The following is a 15,980-nucleotide window of genomic DNA, read 5'->3' as shown; positions in this document are numbered from 1 at the left end:
GGCCGCGTCACCTGCTCACTGCGCGACGCCCTCGTCCACGGCCAGGTCCGGATGCCGGCTGCTGCGGAGGTCGAACAGCGCGTAGCACGCCACCAGGGCCAGGCAGATCGCCGGGACGATGAAGGCGGCCGCGGCACCGGACGCGTCCATGATCCAGCCCTGGACCAGCGGGAGGAGCGCGCCGCCGAGGATGGCCATCACGAGGCCCGCCGCGCCGAACTTGGTGTCCGGGCCCAGGCCACGCAGGGCCACGCCGTAGATCGTCGGGAACATCAGGGACAGCGAGAGCGAGATCCCGACCACGGCGAGCAGGCCCACGATGTTCGGCGAGAACACGGCGACCAGGGCGAAGACCACCCCGAGTGCGCCCATGGCGAAGAGCAGCTTCGTCGGCCGGAAGATGCCGAGCAGATAGGTCATCACGAACCGCGAGATGAGGAACAGGATGAGGCTGGCCTGCAGGTACCAGCCCGAGTTCGCGGTGCTGACGCCCACGACGTCCTGTGCGTACTGGATCGTGAACGTCCAGGTGCAGACCTGGGCTCCGACGTTGAGGAACTGGGCGGCCACGCCGTAGCGGTAGTGCCGGTTGTGCCAGAGCCGGCCGAGCACTCCGGTCCGTTCCGTGTCCAGCCCGAACTCGGCGTGTTCCTCGGGAACGGAGATCTTGCGGAAGGCGATGAGAATCCAGATCAGCAGCAGTACGCAGGCGATTCCGGTGTAGGGCCCCAGCACCAGCGACAGGTCCTGTTCCTGGGTCTGGCGCAGCTGCTCGGGCGTCATCGACGTCTTCGCCGATTCCGGCGTGATCTGCGGGAGGATCAGTACCGCTCCGAGGAGCACCCCGATGTTCGCGCCGACCGGGTTGAACGACTGGGCGAGGTTCAGCCGCTGGGTCGCACTCTGTTCCGGGCCCATCGCGATCACGAACGGGTTGGCCGAGGTCTCCAGGATCGACAGTCCGGCGGCCAGCACGAACAGGGCGACCAGGAAGAACCCGTACGTGAGCAGAATGCTCGCCGGGATGAACATCAGCCCGCCGAGCGTCGCACAGGCCAGACCGGTGAGCACGCCGGCCTTGTATCCGTAGCGCCTGTTGATCAATGCGGCCGGGATGGCGAGTGAGAAGTAGGCGCCGTAGTACGCGAACTGCACGAGCGCCGACTCGAAGTTCGACATCGCGAAGATGTGGCGGAACACGCCGACGAGGACATCGGTGAGGTTGGCCGCCGACCCCCACGCCGCGAAGCAGAGGATGACCAGGACGAACGGAACGGTGAGGCCCGGATAGACGAGCCTCGGCTTCCGTGCCTCCTCGTGCGGCTGTACCCGGGTGACCGAACCACGGGACATGAGATCACCCCTCGCAGGCGCTGGACCGGTACCCATCTCGGTGTGATGTGGGACACAGCTGGGCGAACCCTAGTCCGCACCTGTGCGGGATTCCACCGGAAGCGCCACAAACTACGTTCCGTGTTCGCACTCGCGAAGCGGGTAGCAGTTCCGGCGGCTACTTCTCGTCGAACAGCCGGAGGTCCGAGGGTTCCCGGAGCAGATCCTGCAGAATGATGTTGCCCTCGGTGTTGTAGGGCTGTCGCATGTGTTCGTCCCAGGCCGCTCGGGAGCGGAACATCTCCAGCATCACCCAGGTTTGCGGATCGTCCTGGGGCTGCACCAGATGCATGAAGACACACCCGGGCTCGGTGAGCGTGTTCCGTCGCATGGACTGCAGCTGGGCTTCCGCTTCCGCCATCCGATCCAGCCGCGGCTTGATCGTCACCACCAGGAACAGCGGCCGGTCCGATTCGTTCATGCGTGCATTCCTACACCCGTTCGGCCCCACCCGAACCATTCTCCCGTCGGGCGCGCAGCGGTACTGTTCGCGCGCCGAATGTGGCGCCGTTCCACGATGTCGTCGGCGCCGGCGGCACAGGCCCGACACCTTCGGGAGGCGTCATGCACCGTTATCTCGTCGTCGCGAACCAGACGCTGGGCAGTGCCGAGCTCGCGGACCTCGTCCGGGAGCGGGTGGCCGCAGGCCCCGCCGAGTTCTGGCTCGTCGTGCCGGCGACCCGCGTGAAGGACCTCTCGGCGAGCGCGATGGCCGTCCCGATGCCGGTCATGGGTGGGGTCCCCGCGATCCCGGCGCCGCCCGAGGAGGCCCGTCGGCTGGCGCAGGTGAAGCTCGACGCGGCGCTGAAGGAACTGGCCGCCGCCGGTGCCACCGCGGGAGGTGAGGTGTGCGACCCCGACCCCGTGCGCGCGGTCGAGGCGGCCGTGTCCGGCCGGGAGTTCGACGAGATCATCGTCTCGACGCTCCCGGCGCGGATGTCGCGTTGGCTGCACCAGGACCTGCCCGGGCGCCTGGCCCGCAAGTTCGGCCTGCCGGTCACGCACGTCGCCACCCGCGACGTCTGAAAGATCGAGGTCGACCCCGCCGCTGGATAGTGTCTTCCCATGGCCAGCACCAGGGAGTGGTTCGAGTCGGTCGCCGAGGCGCAGCGCCGGGCGAGGAAGCGGCTCCCGAAGTCGGTCTACCTGGCACTCGTGGCGGGGTCGGAGCAGGGCGTCACGCTCGAGGACAACGTGCAGGCGTTCCGCGAGATCGGCTTCCGCCCGCACATCGCCGACCTTCCCCGGCATCGCGAACAGGCCACCTCCGTGCTCGGCCAGGAGATCGCGTTCCCGGTGGTCATCTCCCCGACCGGCGTGCAGGCGGTGAGCCCGGAGGGCGAGGTGGCCGTGGCCCGCGCCGCCGCCGCCGCGGGCACGGCCATGAGCCTGAGCTCGTTCGCGAGCCGGTCCGTCGAGGACGTGGTGGCCGCCAACCCGGTGACGTTCTTCCAGACCTACTGGGTGGGCGGGCGCGACCGCATCCTGCAGCGCGCGGAACGCGCGCGGGCGGCCGGCGCGAAGGCGCTGATCGTCACCCTGGACTGGACGTTCGCCACACGCCGGGACTGGGGCAGCCCGCCCATCCCCGAGCGGCTCGACGTCCGTGCGTTGCTCCGGTTCGCCCCGGAGGGCCTCGTGCGGCCCCGGTACCTGCTCGAATGGGCGCGCCACCGCGCCCTGCCCGACCTCACCACGCCCAACATGGCGGCGCCGGGCGAGGACGCGCCCACGTTCTTCGGTGCCTACGGCGAGTGGATGCAGACCCCGCTGCCGACCTGGGACGACATCGCGTGGCTGCGCGAGCAGTGGGGCGGCCCGTTCGCGGTGAAGGGGATCATGCACCCCGACGACGCCCGGCGCGCCGTCGACGCCGGTGCCACCGCGGTCAGTGTGTCCAACCACGGTGGCAACAACCTCGACGGCACCCCGGCGTCGATCCGTGCCCTCCCCGCTGTGGTCGACGCCGTCGGCGAGCAGGTGGAGGTCCTGCTCGACGGCGGCGTCCGGCGGGGAAGCGACGTGGTGAAGGCCCTCGCCCTCGGGGCCCGCGCCGTGCTGATCGGGCGCGCCTACCTGTGGGGGATGGCGGCTAACGGCGAGGCGGGGGTGGCCAACGTCCTGCAGATCCTGCGCAGCGGGATCGACGAGACGCTGCTCGGGCTCGGCCGGGCGTCGGTGCACGACCTGCGGCCCGAGGACCTCATCGTGCCGCCGGACTTCACGCGGTCGCCCCAGAAGTAGCAGCGGCGCCCCGGTGGGAGCCGGGCACGAGGCGCAGGGTCACGCCGATGCGGTTCCAGGCGTTGATCGTGGCGATCGCCGTGACGAGCGCGGCGAGGGTCGGCGGGTCGTAGTGTGCGGCCGCCTCGGTCCAGACCTCCTCGCTCACCCCGTGCGCGTCGAGCCGGGTGGCCTCCTCGGTGAGGGCGAGGGCGGCGCGCTCGGCGGGGGTGAAGAACGGCGCCTCGCGCCAGGTGACCACCGCCTCGCACCGGATCCACCACCAGGACGGTGGGGCGGCCGCGGATGTGACAGACGGCCGCCGGGATCCGTGTGGATCTGCCGAGCGTCGTGCCGCTGCCGGGCCCGGGTCGGCGGCTAAGCTCGGTCAACTCGCTGGGAAGGAACGACGAGAGTGATGCAGATCGGCGAGGTCGCCACGCGAGTGGGCTTGTCGCTGCGGACGATCCGGCACTGGGACGAGGTCGGGCTCGTCGTGCCATCGAAGCGTTCGGCAGGCGGCTTCCGCCTCTACACGGAGGCCGACATCGATCGGCTGGTGCTGGTCAAGACGCTCCGGCCGCTCGACTTCAGCCTGGAGCAGCTGCGTGAGCTGCTCGCCACCATGGACGCGCTGGAGGACGACCTCGGCGACGACGCCCGGGTCACCGCCGAGCTGGCCGGACGGCTCGGCGTGTTCCGCACCGCGGTCGACAGCCGGGTGGAGGCACTGCGCGCCCAGGTGCAGGGCCTGGAGATGCTGTCACGGGAGCTCCGCAGGCTGGCGGGGGAGAGCAGGCGCCAGATCTCCGACACGGGCTGACCCACCCCTCGGGGACGAGGTCGGCCCGTGCCGGAGCCCGTCGTCGTGGCGGGGGTCAGCGGCCCATCGCCCTGGTCAGGAACCGGAACGCGGGTGTCGGCACCTCCGGGGCGAGCTCCACGGAGCAGGTGCGGGAGAGGATCTCCAGCGTGGCCGGGCAGGCGTCCGGGCCGTAGTCCACCTCGCGGCCCGCCCAGCCGTGCGGGTCGAACAGCGGGTGGTAGGAGCGCTTGGCCTGGACCGACTGCCAGTTGGTGTAGACGTGTCGGCCGCTGTCGATCAGCCGGCGAGCTCCCCGCAGCGCGCCGAACGTGCGGGCCCGCTCCGGGTCGTCGAAGGTCAGGGCGAGCCCGACGGCGTCCGGCTCGTCGTGGTGCGGTGCCGTGGCCACCCCCCGCCAGGGGCCGGACGCGATCCGGTCGAGCACCATCTGCCGGCGCCGTCGCCTGCGGTCCAGCTGGGCGTCGAGCGCGGCGAGCTGGGGGCGCAGAACGGCGGCCGAGAGCTCCGGCATGCGGTGGTTGACGCCGGGGAACAAGGCCTCGGTCTCGATCCAGCCGGGCCGCTCGTAGCTGCCGACGTCGTGGTGCATCGCGGCCCGCGCGTGGATGCGCCGGTCGTTGGTGACGACCGCGCCACCCTCACCGCAGGTGATGTTCTTGTGCTGGTTGAAGCTGAACGCCGCGACGTGCCCGATCGACCCGACCCGGCGGCCGTGGTGGCGCACGCCGATCGCCTGGCACGTGTCCTCGATCACCACGATGTCGTGCTCCGCGGCGACCTTCATGATCGCGTCCATGTCGCACACGAGGTTGAGCATGTGCACCGGGATCACCGCGCGGGTGTTCGGCGTGATCTTGCGGGCGAGGTCGGCCGGATCCATGGTCAGGCTCGCGTCGATCTCGACCAGCACCGGCACGGCGCCGACCGCCAGCGGTGCCGCGGCTGTGGCGACCCACGTGAAGGCCGGCACGAGCACCTCGTCGCCCGGCCCGATCCCGGCGCCGACCAGCGCACCGATGAGCGCGCTCGTGCCGCTGTTCACCGCCAGCGCGTGCTCGACCCCGAGCATCCGGCCCAGCTCGGCCTCGAAGCGGGACGTCTCGGACGTGCCGCCGCCGCTGTAGCGGGCCAGGTCGTTGCGGGCCAGCACCCGCACGGCCGCACCCATCTCCCGAAATCGCATCTACGTACCTCCGGGGCCTGAGTCTCCACGGAACCGGAAGGGGGGACGAAACCGGCCTTGCTCTACCCTCGGTGCACGTGTTGACCGATGCTCGCGGGATCACGCCCGGAGGCCGCGTGTCGGCCGATGTCTGTGTCATCGGCACCGGGCCGGCTGGGGCGGTGGTGGCCGCGGAGCTCGCCCACCGTGGCGTCGACGTGGTGGTCGTCGAGGGTGGCGGCCAGCGGTTCGGTCCGCGGCAGGCCGACACCTACCGGGGCGAGACGGTCGACCCGCACGATCCCCTCGATGCCGTCCGGCAGAAGCGCCTCGGCGGCACGAGCGTCGTATGGGGCGGGCGTTGCTCCCCCCTGGACGACCTCGACCTCGGGCCGCGCGAGTGGCTGGACAGCGCGGGATGGCCGGTCTCCGGACCGGAGCTGGAACCGTTCTACCGGCGCGCGCAGCGCCACCTGCAGGCGGGGGAGTACGAGTACTCCGCGGCCCGCTCGGGCTTCCCGCTCTTCGCTCCCCTGCCGTCCGAGACACTGGACGTCGACTCGACCTGGCGGTGGAGCCCGCCCACCAGCTTCGCCGGCCGGATGCGGGCGCTGGCCGGGGCCGCCAACGTCCGGCTGCTGGTGGAGGCCACCGTCGTGCGCCTGGAGCGCGACCCGGTGAGCGGGGCGATCACCGAGGCGGTCGTCGCGCCGCGCCCCGGCGTCGAAATCACGGTGGTGGCGCGCACCTACGTCCTCGCCGCGGGTGGCCTGGAGTCGGCCCGGATCCTGCTGGCGTCCGACCGGCAGTCGCCCGCGGGCATCGGCAACGAGTACGACCAGGTCGGACGGCACTACATGACCCACCCGGTCGGCGAGGTCGGCACGGTCGTGCTGAGCGAGCTGGGGCGCAACCTCGCGCTCGGCTACGTGGCCACCCGCGACGGTGTGTACGCCCGGCGCAAGCTCGCGCTCACCGCCGCGGCGCAGGCCCGCCACGAGCTGGGCAACCTCAAGGCGGCGCTGTGGTTCCCCGACCCGATGGACCCCAGCCACGGGGACGGGCTGCTGTCCACGTTCTCCCTCACCTACTACGCGCTGAACCGGGCCCGGCTCGGCTTCAAGTCCGCCGGCACCCACGCGCGCTACGCGAGCACGTCCGGCCTGGGGCAGCACATCGGCAACGTCGCGCACGACTGGCGGCGGGTGGGCAGGTTCGCCGTGTCCTGGGCCGCTCCCCGGATCACGGGCGGTCGCATCCTGCCGTCGTTCATGCCGCTGGACGGCGCCACCTGCCGCCTGCGGTTCGACGCCGAGCAGTCGTCGGACCCGGCCAACCGCGTCACGCTCTCGCGTGATCGCGACCAGCTCGGCCAGCGGCGCCTGCAGGTGCACTACGGCGTGTCCACCGACGACCGGGCCCGGATCCGCCGCAGCATGGAGCTGATCGGCGAGGAGTTCGCCCGCCTCGGCTACGGCACGGTCGACATGGCCGACGCGGCGCGCATCGACGACATGCCCTTCACCGACGGCACCCACCAGATGGGTCTGCTGCGGATGGCAACCTCCCCGCGCCAGGGCGTGGTCGACGCCGACTGCCGTGTGCACGGCAGCGCCAACCTCTACGTCGCGGGCAGCGCCGTCTTCCCGACCGCGGGCGCCGTCGGGCCGACGCTCACCATCGCCGCGCTGGCCTGCCGGGTCGCCGACCACATCGCCGCCGAGCGTTCGGTGCGGGAGCCGCTCGCGGCGAGCTGACCGGATGGGGGCGGGCGACGGTCCGCCGTGATCGACAGCACGTCGCCGGCCCGTCTCCCGCCCTCCCCGCGACGTACGGTCGTGATCGGTCGTCCTCGGGGAGCGTGGGTATGCGGTTCGGGATGTTCGTGCCACAGGGGTGGAGCCACGACCTGGCGGGCATCCACCCGGCAGCGCACTGGGACGTGATGAAGGGCCTGGCGCAGCACGCCGACGCCGGTCCCTGGGAGTCGATCTGGGTCAACGACCACTTCCACGCCCTCCCCACGCCCCCTCCCGACGAGACGGGGACGCACGAGGCGTGGAGCCTCATGGCGGCCTTCGGCGCCGTGACCGGACGGGTGCGGCTGGGCCAGGTCTGCACGTGCATCGGCTTCCGCAACCCGGCCTACCTGGCGAAGGTGGCGGCCACCTGCGACATCGTCTCCGGTGGGCGCCTCGAGATGTGTGTGGGCGCCGGGTGGGACGAGGCCGAGTGGACCGCGTACGGCTACGGCTTCCCGCCCGCCCGGGACCGGCTCGGGATGCTCGAGGAGGGCGTCGCGATCATGCGGCAGGCCTGGACCACGGGCCGGGCAACGCTCCGCGGCAAGCACTACCAGGTCGAGGACGCGATCGTGCGCCCGCTGCCCCTGCAGGACGGCGGCATCCCGCTGTGGATCGCGGGCCAGGGCGAGAAGGTCACCCTCAGGATCGCCGCCCGGTACGCGCGGTACACGAACTTCGACGGCTCGCCCGAGGGCTTCGCGCGCAAGTCGGCGGTGCTGGCCCGGCACTGCCGCGACGTCGGCACCGACTTCGACGCGATCGTGCGCTCCACCGTGTACTACGTGATGGCCGGGTCCACCGAGTCCGAGGTCGAGGAGCGGATCGCGGCGCACCGGGCGCGGCTCGCGCCGGTGCTGGGCGAGGACGGCGCCGAGGCGTTCGTCCAGCGGTTCCTGCGCAACGGTTCGGTCGCCTCCTGCGGGACGCCGGAGCAGATCGTGGAGCGGCTCGAGGGCATGCAGCGGCGAGGTCTGGCGTACGGGATCTTCGTGTTCCCGGGCGCGGCCCACGACCGGTCGAGCCTGGAGCTGTTCGAGCGCGAGGTCATCCCGGCACTGTCGTGACGATCGCCCGGTCAGGGCCGCCGTGGCCGACCACGGACGTCGGGGGGCGACAGGCCGCCGCGTAGGATCGGCGGTCTGATGTCTGGAGCTGTGGTGGAGAAGTCGGCGGGGGAGTCGGCCCGGGTATCGGGCGACGCTCGTATTGCGGTCGAAGCGGGACGGCGACGGACGTTCGCGGTGATCAGCCATCCCGACGCGGGCAAGTCCACGCTCACCGAGGCGCTGGCGCTCTACGCCGAGGTGATCGACGAGGCCGGTGCCGTGCACGGCAAGTCCGGGCGGCGCGGGGTCACGTCGGACTGGATGGAGATGGAGCGCAAGCGGGGGATCTCGGTCACCTCCGCGGTGCTCCAGTTCGCCTACCGCGACTGCGTGATCAACCTGCTCGACACTCCCGGCCACGGCGACTTCTCCGAGGACACCTACCGCGTGCTCGCCGCCGTCGACGCCGCGGTGATGCTGCTCGACGCGGCCAAGGGCCTGGAACCGCAGACCCTCAAGCTGTTCGACGTCTGCCGCACCCGCGGCATCCCGGTGCTCACCTTCGTCAACAAGTGGGACCGGCCGGGGCGCGAGGCGCTCGAGCTGCTCGACGAGGTGGAGCAGACGATCGGGCTGCGCCCGATGCCGGTCACCTGGCCGGTCGGGGTGGCCGGGGAGCTGCGCGGGCTGGTCGAGGTCGCCACGGGGGAGTTCCGCCGCTACTCGCGTACCGCGGGCGGGGCCACCCGCGCCACCACCGAGCTGGTGCCCGCCGAGGTCATCGCCGCGGAGGAGCCGCAGTACTGGGCCGCCGCGCAGGACGAGCTCGCGCTGCTGGAGGAGATCGGCGCCGGGTTCGACGAGAAGGACTTCCTCACCGGCACGGCCACCCCGGTGCTCTTCGGAGCCGCGTTGAACGGCGTCGGCGTCGCCCGGCTGCTCGATGCGCTGGTCGAGCTCGCCCCCGCGCCCGAGGCCCGCGACGACGCCGAGGGCAACCCGCGCCCGCTGGAGGCGTCCACGTCCGGGCTGGTGTTCAAGGTGCAGGCGGGCATGGACCGCGCCCACCGCGACCGGATGGCGTTCGTCCGGATCTGTTCTGGCCGGTTCGAGCGCGGCATGGTGCTCACCCACGCCGCCACCGGGCGCCCGTTCGCCACGAAGTACGCCCAGGCCGTGTTCGGCCAGCAGCGCACCACCGTGGAGGAGGCCTTCCCCGGCGACATCGTCGGGTTGGTCAACGCCGGTGCACTGCGGCCCGGTGACACGCTCTACTCCACGGAGCCGGTGCAGTTCCCGGCCATCCCGAGCTTCGCGCCCGAGCACTTCGCCGTGGTGCGCGGCGCCGACGCCGGCACCTACAAGCAGTTCCGGCGGGGGATCGAGCAGCTCGACAGCGAGGGCGTCATCCAGGTACTGAGCTCTGACCTGCGCGGCGACCAGGCACCGGTGCTCGCGGCGGTGGGCCCGCTGCAGTTCGAGGTGGTCACCGCCCGGCTGGAGTCGGAGTTCCGGGCCCCGGTCACCCTCGAAACGCTGAGCTACTCCGTCACCCGCCGCACCGACGCGGCGGGAGCGGAGCTGCTCAAGGGCCAGAGCGAGGTGGAGGTCCTCACCCGCCGGGCCGACGGCGCGGTGCTGGCGCTGTTCAGCAACAAGTGGCGGCTGGAGACGATCCGGCGGAAGTTCGACGGTCTGGTGCTCGACGCTCTGCCCGCGGGGTCGTCCGAGCGCTGAACCTCGTGCGCTCCGCGTACGTGGATACGGTGGGCGGGCGAGACGATCCGGCGGCGGCCGCCCGGTGGAGCCTCGCCTCGCACGGAAGGACCCGCGTGGACCTGCACACGTTCAACGCGCTGCCGCTGCCCGAGGCTGAACGGACGCTGCTGACCTGCTGCTCGGCACCGCGCTGGGCGCGGGCGGTGGCGACGGGCCGGCCGTACGCCTCGACCACCGCCCTGCACACGGCCGCAGCCGCGGCGCTGGACGACGCCGACCTCGACGCCGCGCTGGCGGGCCACCCCCGGATCGGTGACCGGCAGGCCGGCGGGCAGTCCCGCCGCGAACAGAGCGGTGTGGGCGACGCCGCCGCGGACGTGCTGGCCGCGCTGGACGAGGGCAACCGGGCCTACGAGGAACGGTTCGGCCACGTGTACCTGGTCTGTGCCACCGGCCGCAGCGCCGAGGACCTGCTGGCCACCCTGCGCGCCCGGCTGTCCCACGACCCCGCCACCGAGCGGGCCGTGGCGCTCACCGAACTGGCCGCCATCAACCGGATCCGGCTCGACCGGCTCCTGGCTCCGGCCGAGGCCGTGCGATGAGCGAGCTTGCGAGCGAATCATCGGTGCAGTGCTTGCGCGCAGCGCCGGCCGAGCGCAGCGAGGGCGTGCGATGAGCGAGCTTGCGAGCGAATCATCGGTGCAGTGCCTGCGCGCAGCGCCGGCCGAGCGCAGCGAGGCCGTGCGATGAGCATCTCGACGCACGTGCTCGATGCGGCGCTCGGCCGCCCCGCTGCGGACGTGGGGGTCCGGCTCGACGCGCTGCCCGGCGGTGAGCTGCTGGCACAGGCCCGCACCGACGCCGACGGCCGCGTCCGCGACCTCGCCGCCGACCTGCCCGTGGGCACCTACCGGATCACGTTCGACACCGGCGGCTACTTCGCCGCCACCGGCCGGCAGGGGTTCTACCCCGAGGTGGCCGTCACGTTCGCCGTCATCGACGCGGGGGAGCACCACCACGTACCGCTGTTGCTGTCCCCGTTCGCCTACTCGACCTATCGCGGGAGCTGACACATGGGAATCGTGCTCGGAGGCCACCAGTACGGGAAGGCGGAGAACCGCCTGGTCCGCATCTACCGGGAGACCTCCCGCCACGAGATCCGCGACGTCACGGTCACCACGACGCTGCGCGGCGCGTTCGAGGACGCGTACCTGCACGGTGACCAGCAGGCGGTCCTGCCCACCGACTCGCAGAAGAACACGGCCTACGCCTTCGCCAAGGAGAAGGGTCTGGGCGAGATCGAGGACTACGCCCTCACCCTCGCCCGCCACTTCGTGTCGACGGTGGAACCGGTGAGCAGCGCCCGGATCGCCGTGGACGAGTTCGCCTGGGACCGCGTGCAGGTGGGCGGCGCCGGCCACGACCACACGTGGGTGCGCCGGGGCCAGGAGGTGCGCACCGCCGTCGCCGAGGTGGAGGACGGGCACGCCCAGGTGGTCTCGGGCCTGCGTGACCTCGTCCTGCTCAAGTCCACCGGCTCAGAGTTCGCGGGCTTCCTCAAGGACCGCTACACCACCCTCCCCGAGGCGCACGACCGGATCATGGCCACCGCACTCGTGGCCCAGTGGCGCCACGACCCGGCCCCCGACGGCGGCTGGGACGGCTTCCGGGACGTGGACTGGGCCAAGAGCTACACCGACGTCCGGCGGATCATGCTCGAGCAGTACGCCACCGTGCACTCCCTGGCACTGCAGCAGACCTTGTGGGAGATGGGCCGGGCCGTGCTGGAGGCGCACCCGCGGATCGCGGAGATCACCCTGCAGGCGCCGAACAAGCACCACTTCGCCGTCGACCTGTCCCCGTTCGACGTCGAGAACAACAACGAGGTGTTCTACGCGGCGGACCGTCCCTACGGCCTGATCGAGGCCACGGTCACCCGCAGCTGACCGACCAGCTCGGCGGATCAGCGGCTCACCAGGTCGGCCAGGACGTCCTCGTCGGTCACCGTCCACGCCGCGGGGCCGAGGGGGACGGCGAGCTGGATCACGTCGCCGTCGAAGTGTCGCGTGGCCGGCGGGAAGACCGACCGCGCCAGGCCGAGCATCGCGACGTTCTCCGGCAGCACCCCACCCCGCAGCGCCGTGTAGCCGAGCTCCTCGCCGAGCGTGGCGACGGCGGAGACGAGGAGGCGTCCGATGCCCTGACGCTGCCAGTCGTCCACCACGGCGACGGCGATCTCGGCCGTCCCGGGGTCCGTGCGGGCGATGCGGGCGATGCCCACCGGCGCAGGGCCGCCCGGCCCGCAGGTCTCGGCCACGACGGCCGCGCGGGACCGGCCGTCGAGGTCGACGAGTGCGGCCCGGACCGGACCCGGCAGGCGCGGGACGGCACTGTGGAAGCGCAGGTAGCGGCTGCGCGGCGAGAGCTGGGCGAAGACCGTGTCGACCGCGTGACCGGCGGTCCATCGGTCCAGCGGGCGGACGTGGACCGCAGCGGGGCTCACGGGACCCTCGAAATAGTACGAACGATCGTTCGTCGGCGGGTGTACGTCATCGGGGACTCCTGGTCGCACAGAGGGTCAGGGGGCGGCCGGCGCCGCGGCGGCGGCCAGCAGGGCGTCGAGCCCGCGGTGGGCCCTCGCGGCGGCGTCCGGATCGGACAGGAGGCGGCTGGCGACGTGGAAGGCCAGCATGATCCCCTCGATGTCCTGGGCGAACTGCCGCGGGTCGGTGTCGGGCCGGAAGTGCCCCTCGGCGACTCCGGTGGAGGCGATGGTGGCGAGGGTGTCGAACCAGTCGCGCTGGTTGTGGAGCAGGCGGTCGCGCACCGGACCGGGCTGGTCGTCCAGCTCGAACGCGGCGGCGACGAGCGGGCAGCCGCCGTCGGCGGAGTCCCACGCCAGCCACCCTTCGAACAGTGCGCGGACCCGTGGCTCACCCCGCGGCGCCGAGAGCGCAGGGCGCACCACCTCGGAGGTGAACCGGTCCGTCTCGTGGTCGAGCACCTGCAGCTGCATGGCCTCCTTCGAGCCGAAGTGCGCGAACAGGCCGCTCTTCGACATGCCGGTGCGGGTGGCGAGGGATCCGATCGTCAGCCCGCCCAGGCCGACCTGGCGCGCGAGGCCGGCCGCCTCGTCGAGGATGATCTCGCGCGTCGCGTCCCCCTTGCCCATGGGGTCCTTTTTAGCACGATCGTTCGTCAGAAGCCACGGCCTCCGGAGTTGCAGCAAAGCCACGTTGAGGCAACGAGGTTGCAGGAAAGTGGCTTTGCTGCAACGAGGGAGAGGGTCACCCCGCGTGGCCCCGCAGCGACTGCAGGGCCAGGAAGACGTCCACGCGGTCCGAGGGCTTCCCGAGGTCGCGGCCGGTGAGCTCCTCCACCCGGCGGATGCGGTAGCGCACGGTGTTGACGTGCAGGTGGAGCCGGTCGGCGGCCCGGGTCCACGAACCGGAGCAGTCGAGGAACGCCTGCAGCGTCTCCTGCAGGCCGGCGCCGGTCCGGGCGTCGTGGTCGAGGACGCTGCCGAGCACCCGCGCGGCGAAGGCGCGGCGCACCTCGTCGGGGACGGCGGCGAGCAGCGACACGTGCGAGGTGGTCTCCTCGCCGGTGACGACGTGCAGCACTCCGGGGCGCAGCGCGGCGACGTCACGGGCGTGGCGGGCCTCCTGCAGCGCACCCGACAGGGCATCGGGACACGCCGGGCGACTGACGCCGACGGCCAGCGGTTCGCCCGCCAGCCCGGGGACGAGCCGGCCCAGCGCCCGGCTCAGCGCGGCCCCGGCCGCGTCATCCCCGCCGGTGGCCGGCAGCAGCGCCACGGCCAGACCGTCGTAGACCCCCACCACGGGTGGTCCCCGGTGCGCCGCGGCGTCGAGCAGCACCGCGCGAGCCGTCTCCACCCGTTCGGGCCGCCCGGCGAATCCCGCCACGGCCACGACCAGCGGCCCGGCCGGGTCGAGGCCCGCGTGCCGCAGCCGCACCGACGTCTCCGCCACGGTCGCGGTGCCGCCCGCGACGAGCGCGACCGCGTCGTCGGCGATCGCCCGGGCCACGCGCAGCCCCTCGCTGCGCCGGGCGCGGTCCAGCGAGGCGACCGCGACCAGCTCACCCACGGTGTCGGTGGTCTCGGTGTCCCAGCAGGCCGCGTCGCCCTCCGCCACGACGAACCAGGACGTCAGCCGCTGCTCGGAGGCGGGGCCGACGGGGAACACGGTGACGTCGCCGCCGCTCAGGGTGGCGGGTAGCTGGTCGGCCGTCAGGAACGCCGCCACCACCCGGTCGACCACGTCGTCGGGCAGGGGCTGCGGCCCGGCGGCGATCTCGCGGCCGGTGGTGCTGAGCACCCGGCACGTCGTCCCGGTGGCCGCCGACACCTGCGTGGCCAGCTGGTCGAGGCCCAGCCCGGCCGCGACGGCCGAGAGCAGCCTGCGCTGGCGGCCCACCGTGACCGCGAGCCGGTCGCCGCGCGCCGCGGTCAGTGAGGTGATCACCAGCTCGGTGACCGTGGCGAACGACAGCTCCTCCGGCACGGCGACCAAGGGCAGGTCGTGCCGCCGGCAGGCCTCGACGACGTCGTCGGGGACGCCGTGGAACACCGCTTCCCCCGCGGCGAGTGCGGCAGCCCCCGAGCGGGCCACTGCCGCGACGAAGCGCTCGCTGTCGCCGGGCTCGCGGCGCCACACGAGCCCGCTCAGCACCAGTTCGCCGCCGGACAGGTAGCGGGCCGGGTCGATCAGGTCGGTCGTGTAGACCCACCGCAGCGGCCGGTCCAGCGCGGCCGCGTCGCCGTGCAGCAACCGCAGGCCGAGCCCGGGACGGGTGACCAGGTCCCGCAGGTGCATTGGAGGAACCTACAAGCGCCGGCGACCGATTGGTGCACGTTTCATCTCGGCAGTGACTTCTGTACGTATCCGGGCAGGGCTGTACTTCCGTCATGGAGTTCCTCGCGCCGACGACATGGGCCGACGCCCTCGCGGCCAAGGCGGCGTGTCCCGGCGCGCTCCCCGTGACGGGCGGCACCGACGTCCTGGTCGAGATCAACTTCGACCGGCGCCGTCCACCCGCGCTGCTCGACCTGACCAGGGTGGCGGAGCTGCGCGACTGGGCCCCGGACCGGGGCCGGATCCGGCTCGGCGCCGCCGTCACCTACTCCCGCGTGATCGACGAGCTCGCCACCGCTCTCCCCGGCCTCGCGATGGCCGCACGCACGATCGGGTCACCGCAGATCCGCAACCGTGGCACGGTGGGCGGCAACCTCGGCGCCGCGTCGCCTGCTGGCGACAGCCACCCGCCACTGCTGGCGGCCGACGCCGTGGTCGAGGTGGCCTCGGCCGCCCGGGGGGTGCGGGAGGTGCCGGTGGCGCAGTTCTATACGGGGGTGAAAACCAACGCCCTCGCGCCCGACGAGCTCATCGCCGCGGTGCTGGTCGCGCCGCCGCGCGGGCCGCAGCAGTTCTGCAAGATCGGGACCCGCAACGCGATGGTGATCGCCGTGTCGGCCTTCGGGTTCGCGCTGCATCCGGACCGGCGCGCCGTGGGCACCGGGATCGGTTCCGCGGCACCCACCCCGCGCCGGGCCGAGGCGGCCGCCGAGTTCCTGGCGGGCGAGCTCGACGCGGCCGGGCTGTGGGAGTCGCGGGGGGAGCTGCCCGACGGGCTGGCCCGCGAGTTCGGCCACCGCGTGCGCGCCGCCGCCGCCCCGATCGACGACGTCCGGGGCAGCGCCGCCTACCGCCTGCACTCGCTCTCGGTGATGGCGCGCCGCGCCGCCACGTGGGCCTGGAACGACTACCGGAGAGCAGCCTGAC

General features: G+C 72.6%; 17 protein-coding genes. 10 read left to right on the top strand and 7 right to left on the bottom strand.

Annotated elements, in window-relative coordinates; translation table 11 throughout:
• Positions 1–15: 15 nt before the first annotated feature.
• Positions 16–1,353 carry an L-fucose:H+ symporter permease gene (gene fucP, locus HF577_RS13575; protein ID WP_169396186.1) on the bottom strand — a complete coding sequence of 446 codons (1,338 nt, stop codon included), beginning with the start codon at positions 1,351–1,353 and terminating at the stop codon, positions 16–18.
• A gap of 157 nt (positions 1,354–1,510) precedes the next feature.
• Positions 1,511–1,813: a putative quinol monooxygenase gene (locus HF577_RS13570; RefSeq protein ID WP_169396185.1), complete on the bottom strand. Its 303-nt coding sequence runs from the start codon at positions 1,811–1,813 to the stop codon at positions 1,511–1,513.
• 143 nt (positions 1,814–1,956) lie between these two features.
• Here HF577_RS13570 and HF577_RS13565 point away from each other — a divergent pair, with 143 nt between their 5' ends.
• Positions 1,957–2,418: a hypothetical protein gene (locus HF577_RS13565; protein WP_169396184.1), complete on the top strand. Its 462-nt coding sequence runs from the start codon at positions 1,957–1,959 to the stop codon at positions 2,416–2,418.
• A gap of 39 nt (positions 2,419–2,457) precedes the next feature.
• Positions 2,458–3,636 carry a pre-mycofactocin synthase MftD gene (gene mftD / locus HF577_RS13560; RefSeq protein WP_169396183.1) on the top strand — a complete coding sequence of 393 codons (1,179 nt, stop codon included), beginning with the start codon at positions 2,458–2,460 and terminating at the stop codon, positions 3,634–3,636.
• Here mftD and HF577_RS13555 read toward each other — a convergent pair.
• The gene (locus HF577_RS13555) at positions 3,614–3,877 is read right to left on the bottom strand and encodes a carboxymuconolactone decarboxylase family protein (RefSeq protein WP_211174227.1); all 264 of its coding nucleotides are present in this window, start codon (positions 3,875–3,877) and stop codon (positions 3,614–3,616) included. The genes mftD and HF577_RS13555 overlap by 23 nt on opposite strands.
• Before the next feature lie 156 nt (positions 3,878–4,033).
• Here HF577_RS13555 and HF577_RS13550 point away from each other — a divergent pair, with 156 nt between their 5' ends.
• Positions 4,034–4,438 carry a MerR family transcriptional regulator gene (locus HF577_RS13550; RefSeq protein ID WP_169396204.1) on the top strand — a complete coding sequence of 135 codons (405 nt, stop codon included), beginning with the start codon at positions 4,034–4,036 and terminating at the stop codon, positions 4,436–4,438.
• Positions 4,439–4,493: 55 nt separating this feature from the next.
• On the opposite strand, the gene HF577_RS13545 is transcribed toward HF577_RS13550, so the two are convergent.
• Entirely contained in the window at positions 4,494–5,624 is a 1,131-nt protein-coding gene (locus HF577_RS13545; protein ID WP_246266329.1) for a DegT/DnrJ/EryC1/StrS family aminotransferase, read from the bottom strand.
• Positions 5,625–5,701: 77 nt separating this feature from the next.
• On the opposite strand from HF577_RS13545, the gene HF577_RS13540 reads away from it, so the two are divergent.
• The 6 genes from HF577_RS13540 to pucL all read left to right on the top strand — a co-directional run bounded on the left by HF577_RS13540 (position 5,702) and on the right by pucL (position 12,119).
• Positions 5,702–7,360, top strand: coding sequence for an FAD-dependent oxidoreductase (locus HF577_RS13540; RefSeq protein ID WP_169396182.1), 1,659 nt, complete (start codon positions 5,702–5,704; stop codon positions 7,358–7,360).
• 110 nt (positions 7,361–7,470) lie between these two features.
• Complete coding sequence (locus tag HF577_RS13535) at positions 7,471–8,472, top strand: TIGR03560 family F420-dependent LLM class oxidoreductase (protein WP_169396181.1); 1,002 nt, start codon at positions 7,471–7,473, stop codon at positions 8,470–8,472.
• 78 nt (positions 8,473–8,550) lie between these two features.
• The gene (locus HF577_RS13530) at positions 8,551–10,191 is read left to right on the top strand and encodes a peptide chain release factor 3 (RefSeq protein ID WP_169396180.1); all 1,641 of its coding nucleotides are present in this window, start codon (positions 8,551–8,553) and stop codon (positions 10,189–10,191) included.
• 95 nt (positions 10,192–10,286) lie between these two features.
• Positions 10,287–10,775, top strand: a complete 489-nt coding sequence (uraD, locus tag HF577_RS13525) for a 2-oxo-4-hydroxy-4-carboxy-5-ureidoimidazoline decarboxylase (RefSeq protein WP_169396179.1) — start codon at positions 10,287–10,289, stop codon at positions 10,773–10,775.
• A 144-nt stretch (positions 10,776–10,919) separates the two neighbouring features.
• Entirely contained in the window at positions 10,920–11,243 is a 324-nt protein-coding gene (uraH, locus tag HF577_RS13520; RefSeq protein ID WP_169396178.1) for a hydroxyisourate hydrolase, read from the top strand.
• Between the two features lie 3 nt (positions 11,244–11,246).
• Positions 11,247–12,119 (top strand): factor-independent urate hydroxylase, encoded by an 873-nt coding sequence (pucL, locus tag HF577_RS13515; RefSeq protein WP_169396177.1) that lies wholly within the window; start codon positions 11,247–11,249, stop codon positions 12,117–12,119.
• Between the two features lie 17 nt (positions 12,120–12,136).
• Here the strand turns inward: pucL and HF577_RS13510 are convergent, their stop codons facing one another.
• The 3 genes from HF577_RS13510 to HF577_RS13500 form a co-directional block, all read right to left on the bottom strand.
• Entirely contained in the window at positions 12,137–12,676 is a 540-nt protein-coding gene (locus tag HF577_RS13510) for a GNAT family N-acetyltransferase (protein ID WP_169396176.1), read from the bottom strand.
• Positions 12,677–12,751: 75 nt separating this feature from the next.
• Complete coding sequence (locus HF577_RS13505; RefSeq protein WP_169396175.1) at positions 12,752–13,345, bottom strand: TetR/AcrR family transcriptional regulator; 594 nt, start codon at positions 13,343–13,345, stop codon at positions 12,752–12,754.
• A gap of 115 nt (positions 13,346–13,460) precedes the next feature.
• Positions 13,461–15,014 (bottom strand): PucR family transcriptional regulator, encoded by a 1,554-nt coding sequence (locus HF577_RS13500; protein WP_169396174.1) that lies wholly within the window; start codon positions 15,012–15,014, stop codon positions 13,461–13,463.
• Between the two features lie 92 nt (positions 15,015–15,106).
• On the opposite strand from HF577_RS13500, the gene HF577_RS13495 reads away from it, so the two are divergent.
• Entirely contained in the window at positions 15,107–15,979 is an 873-nt protein-coding gene (locus tag HF577_RS13495; RefSeq protein WP_169396173.1) for an FAD binding domain-containing protein, read from the top strand.
• Position 15,980: the final 1 nt, after the last annotated feature.

Source organism: Pseudonocardia xinjiangensis, assembly GCF_012911925.1.
GTDB lineage: Bacteria > Actinomycetota > Actinomycetes > Mycobacteriales > Pseudonocardiaceae > Pseudonocardia > Pseudonocardia xinjiangensis.
The sequence above is the reverse complement of the archived record's forward strand: the minus strand, read 5'-3'. Positions and strand labels throughout refer to the sequence as shown.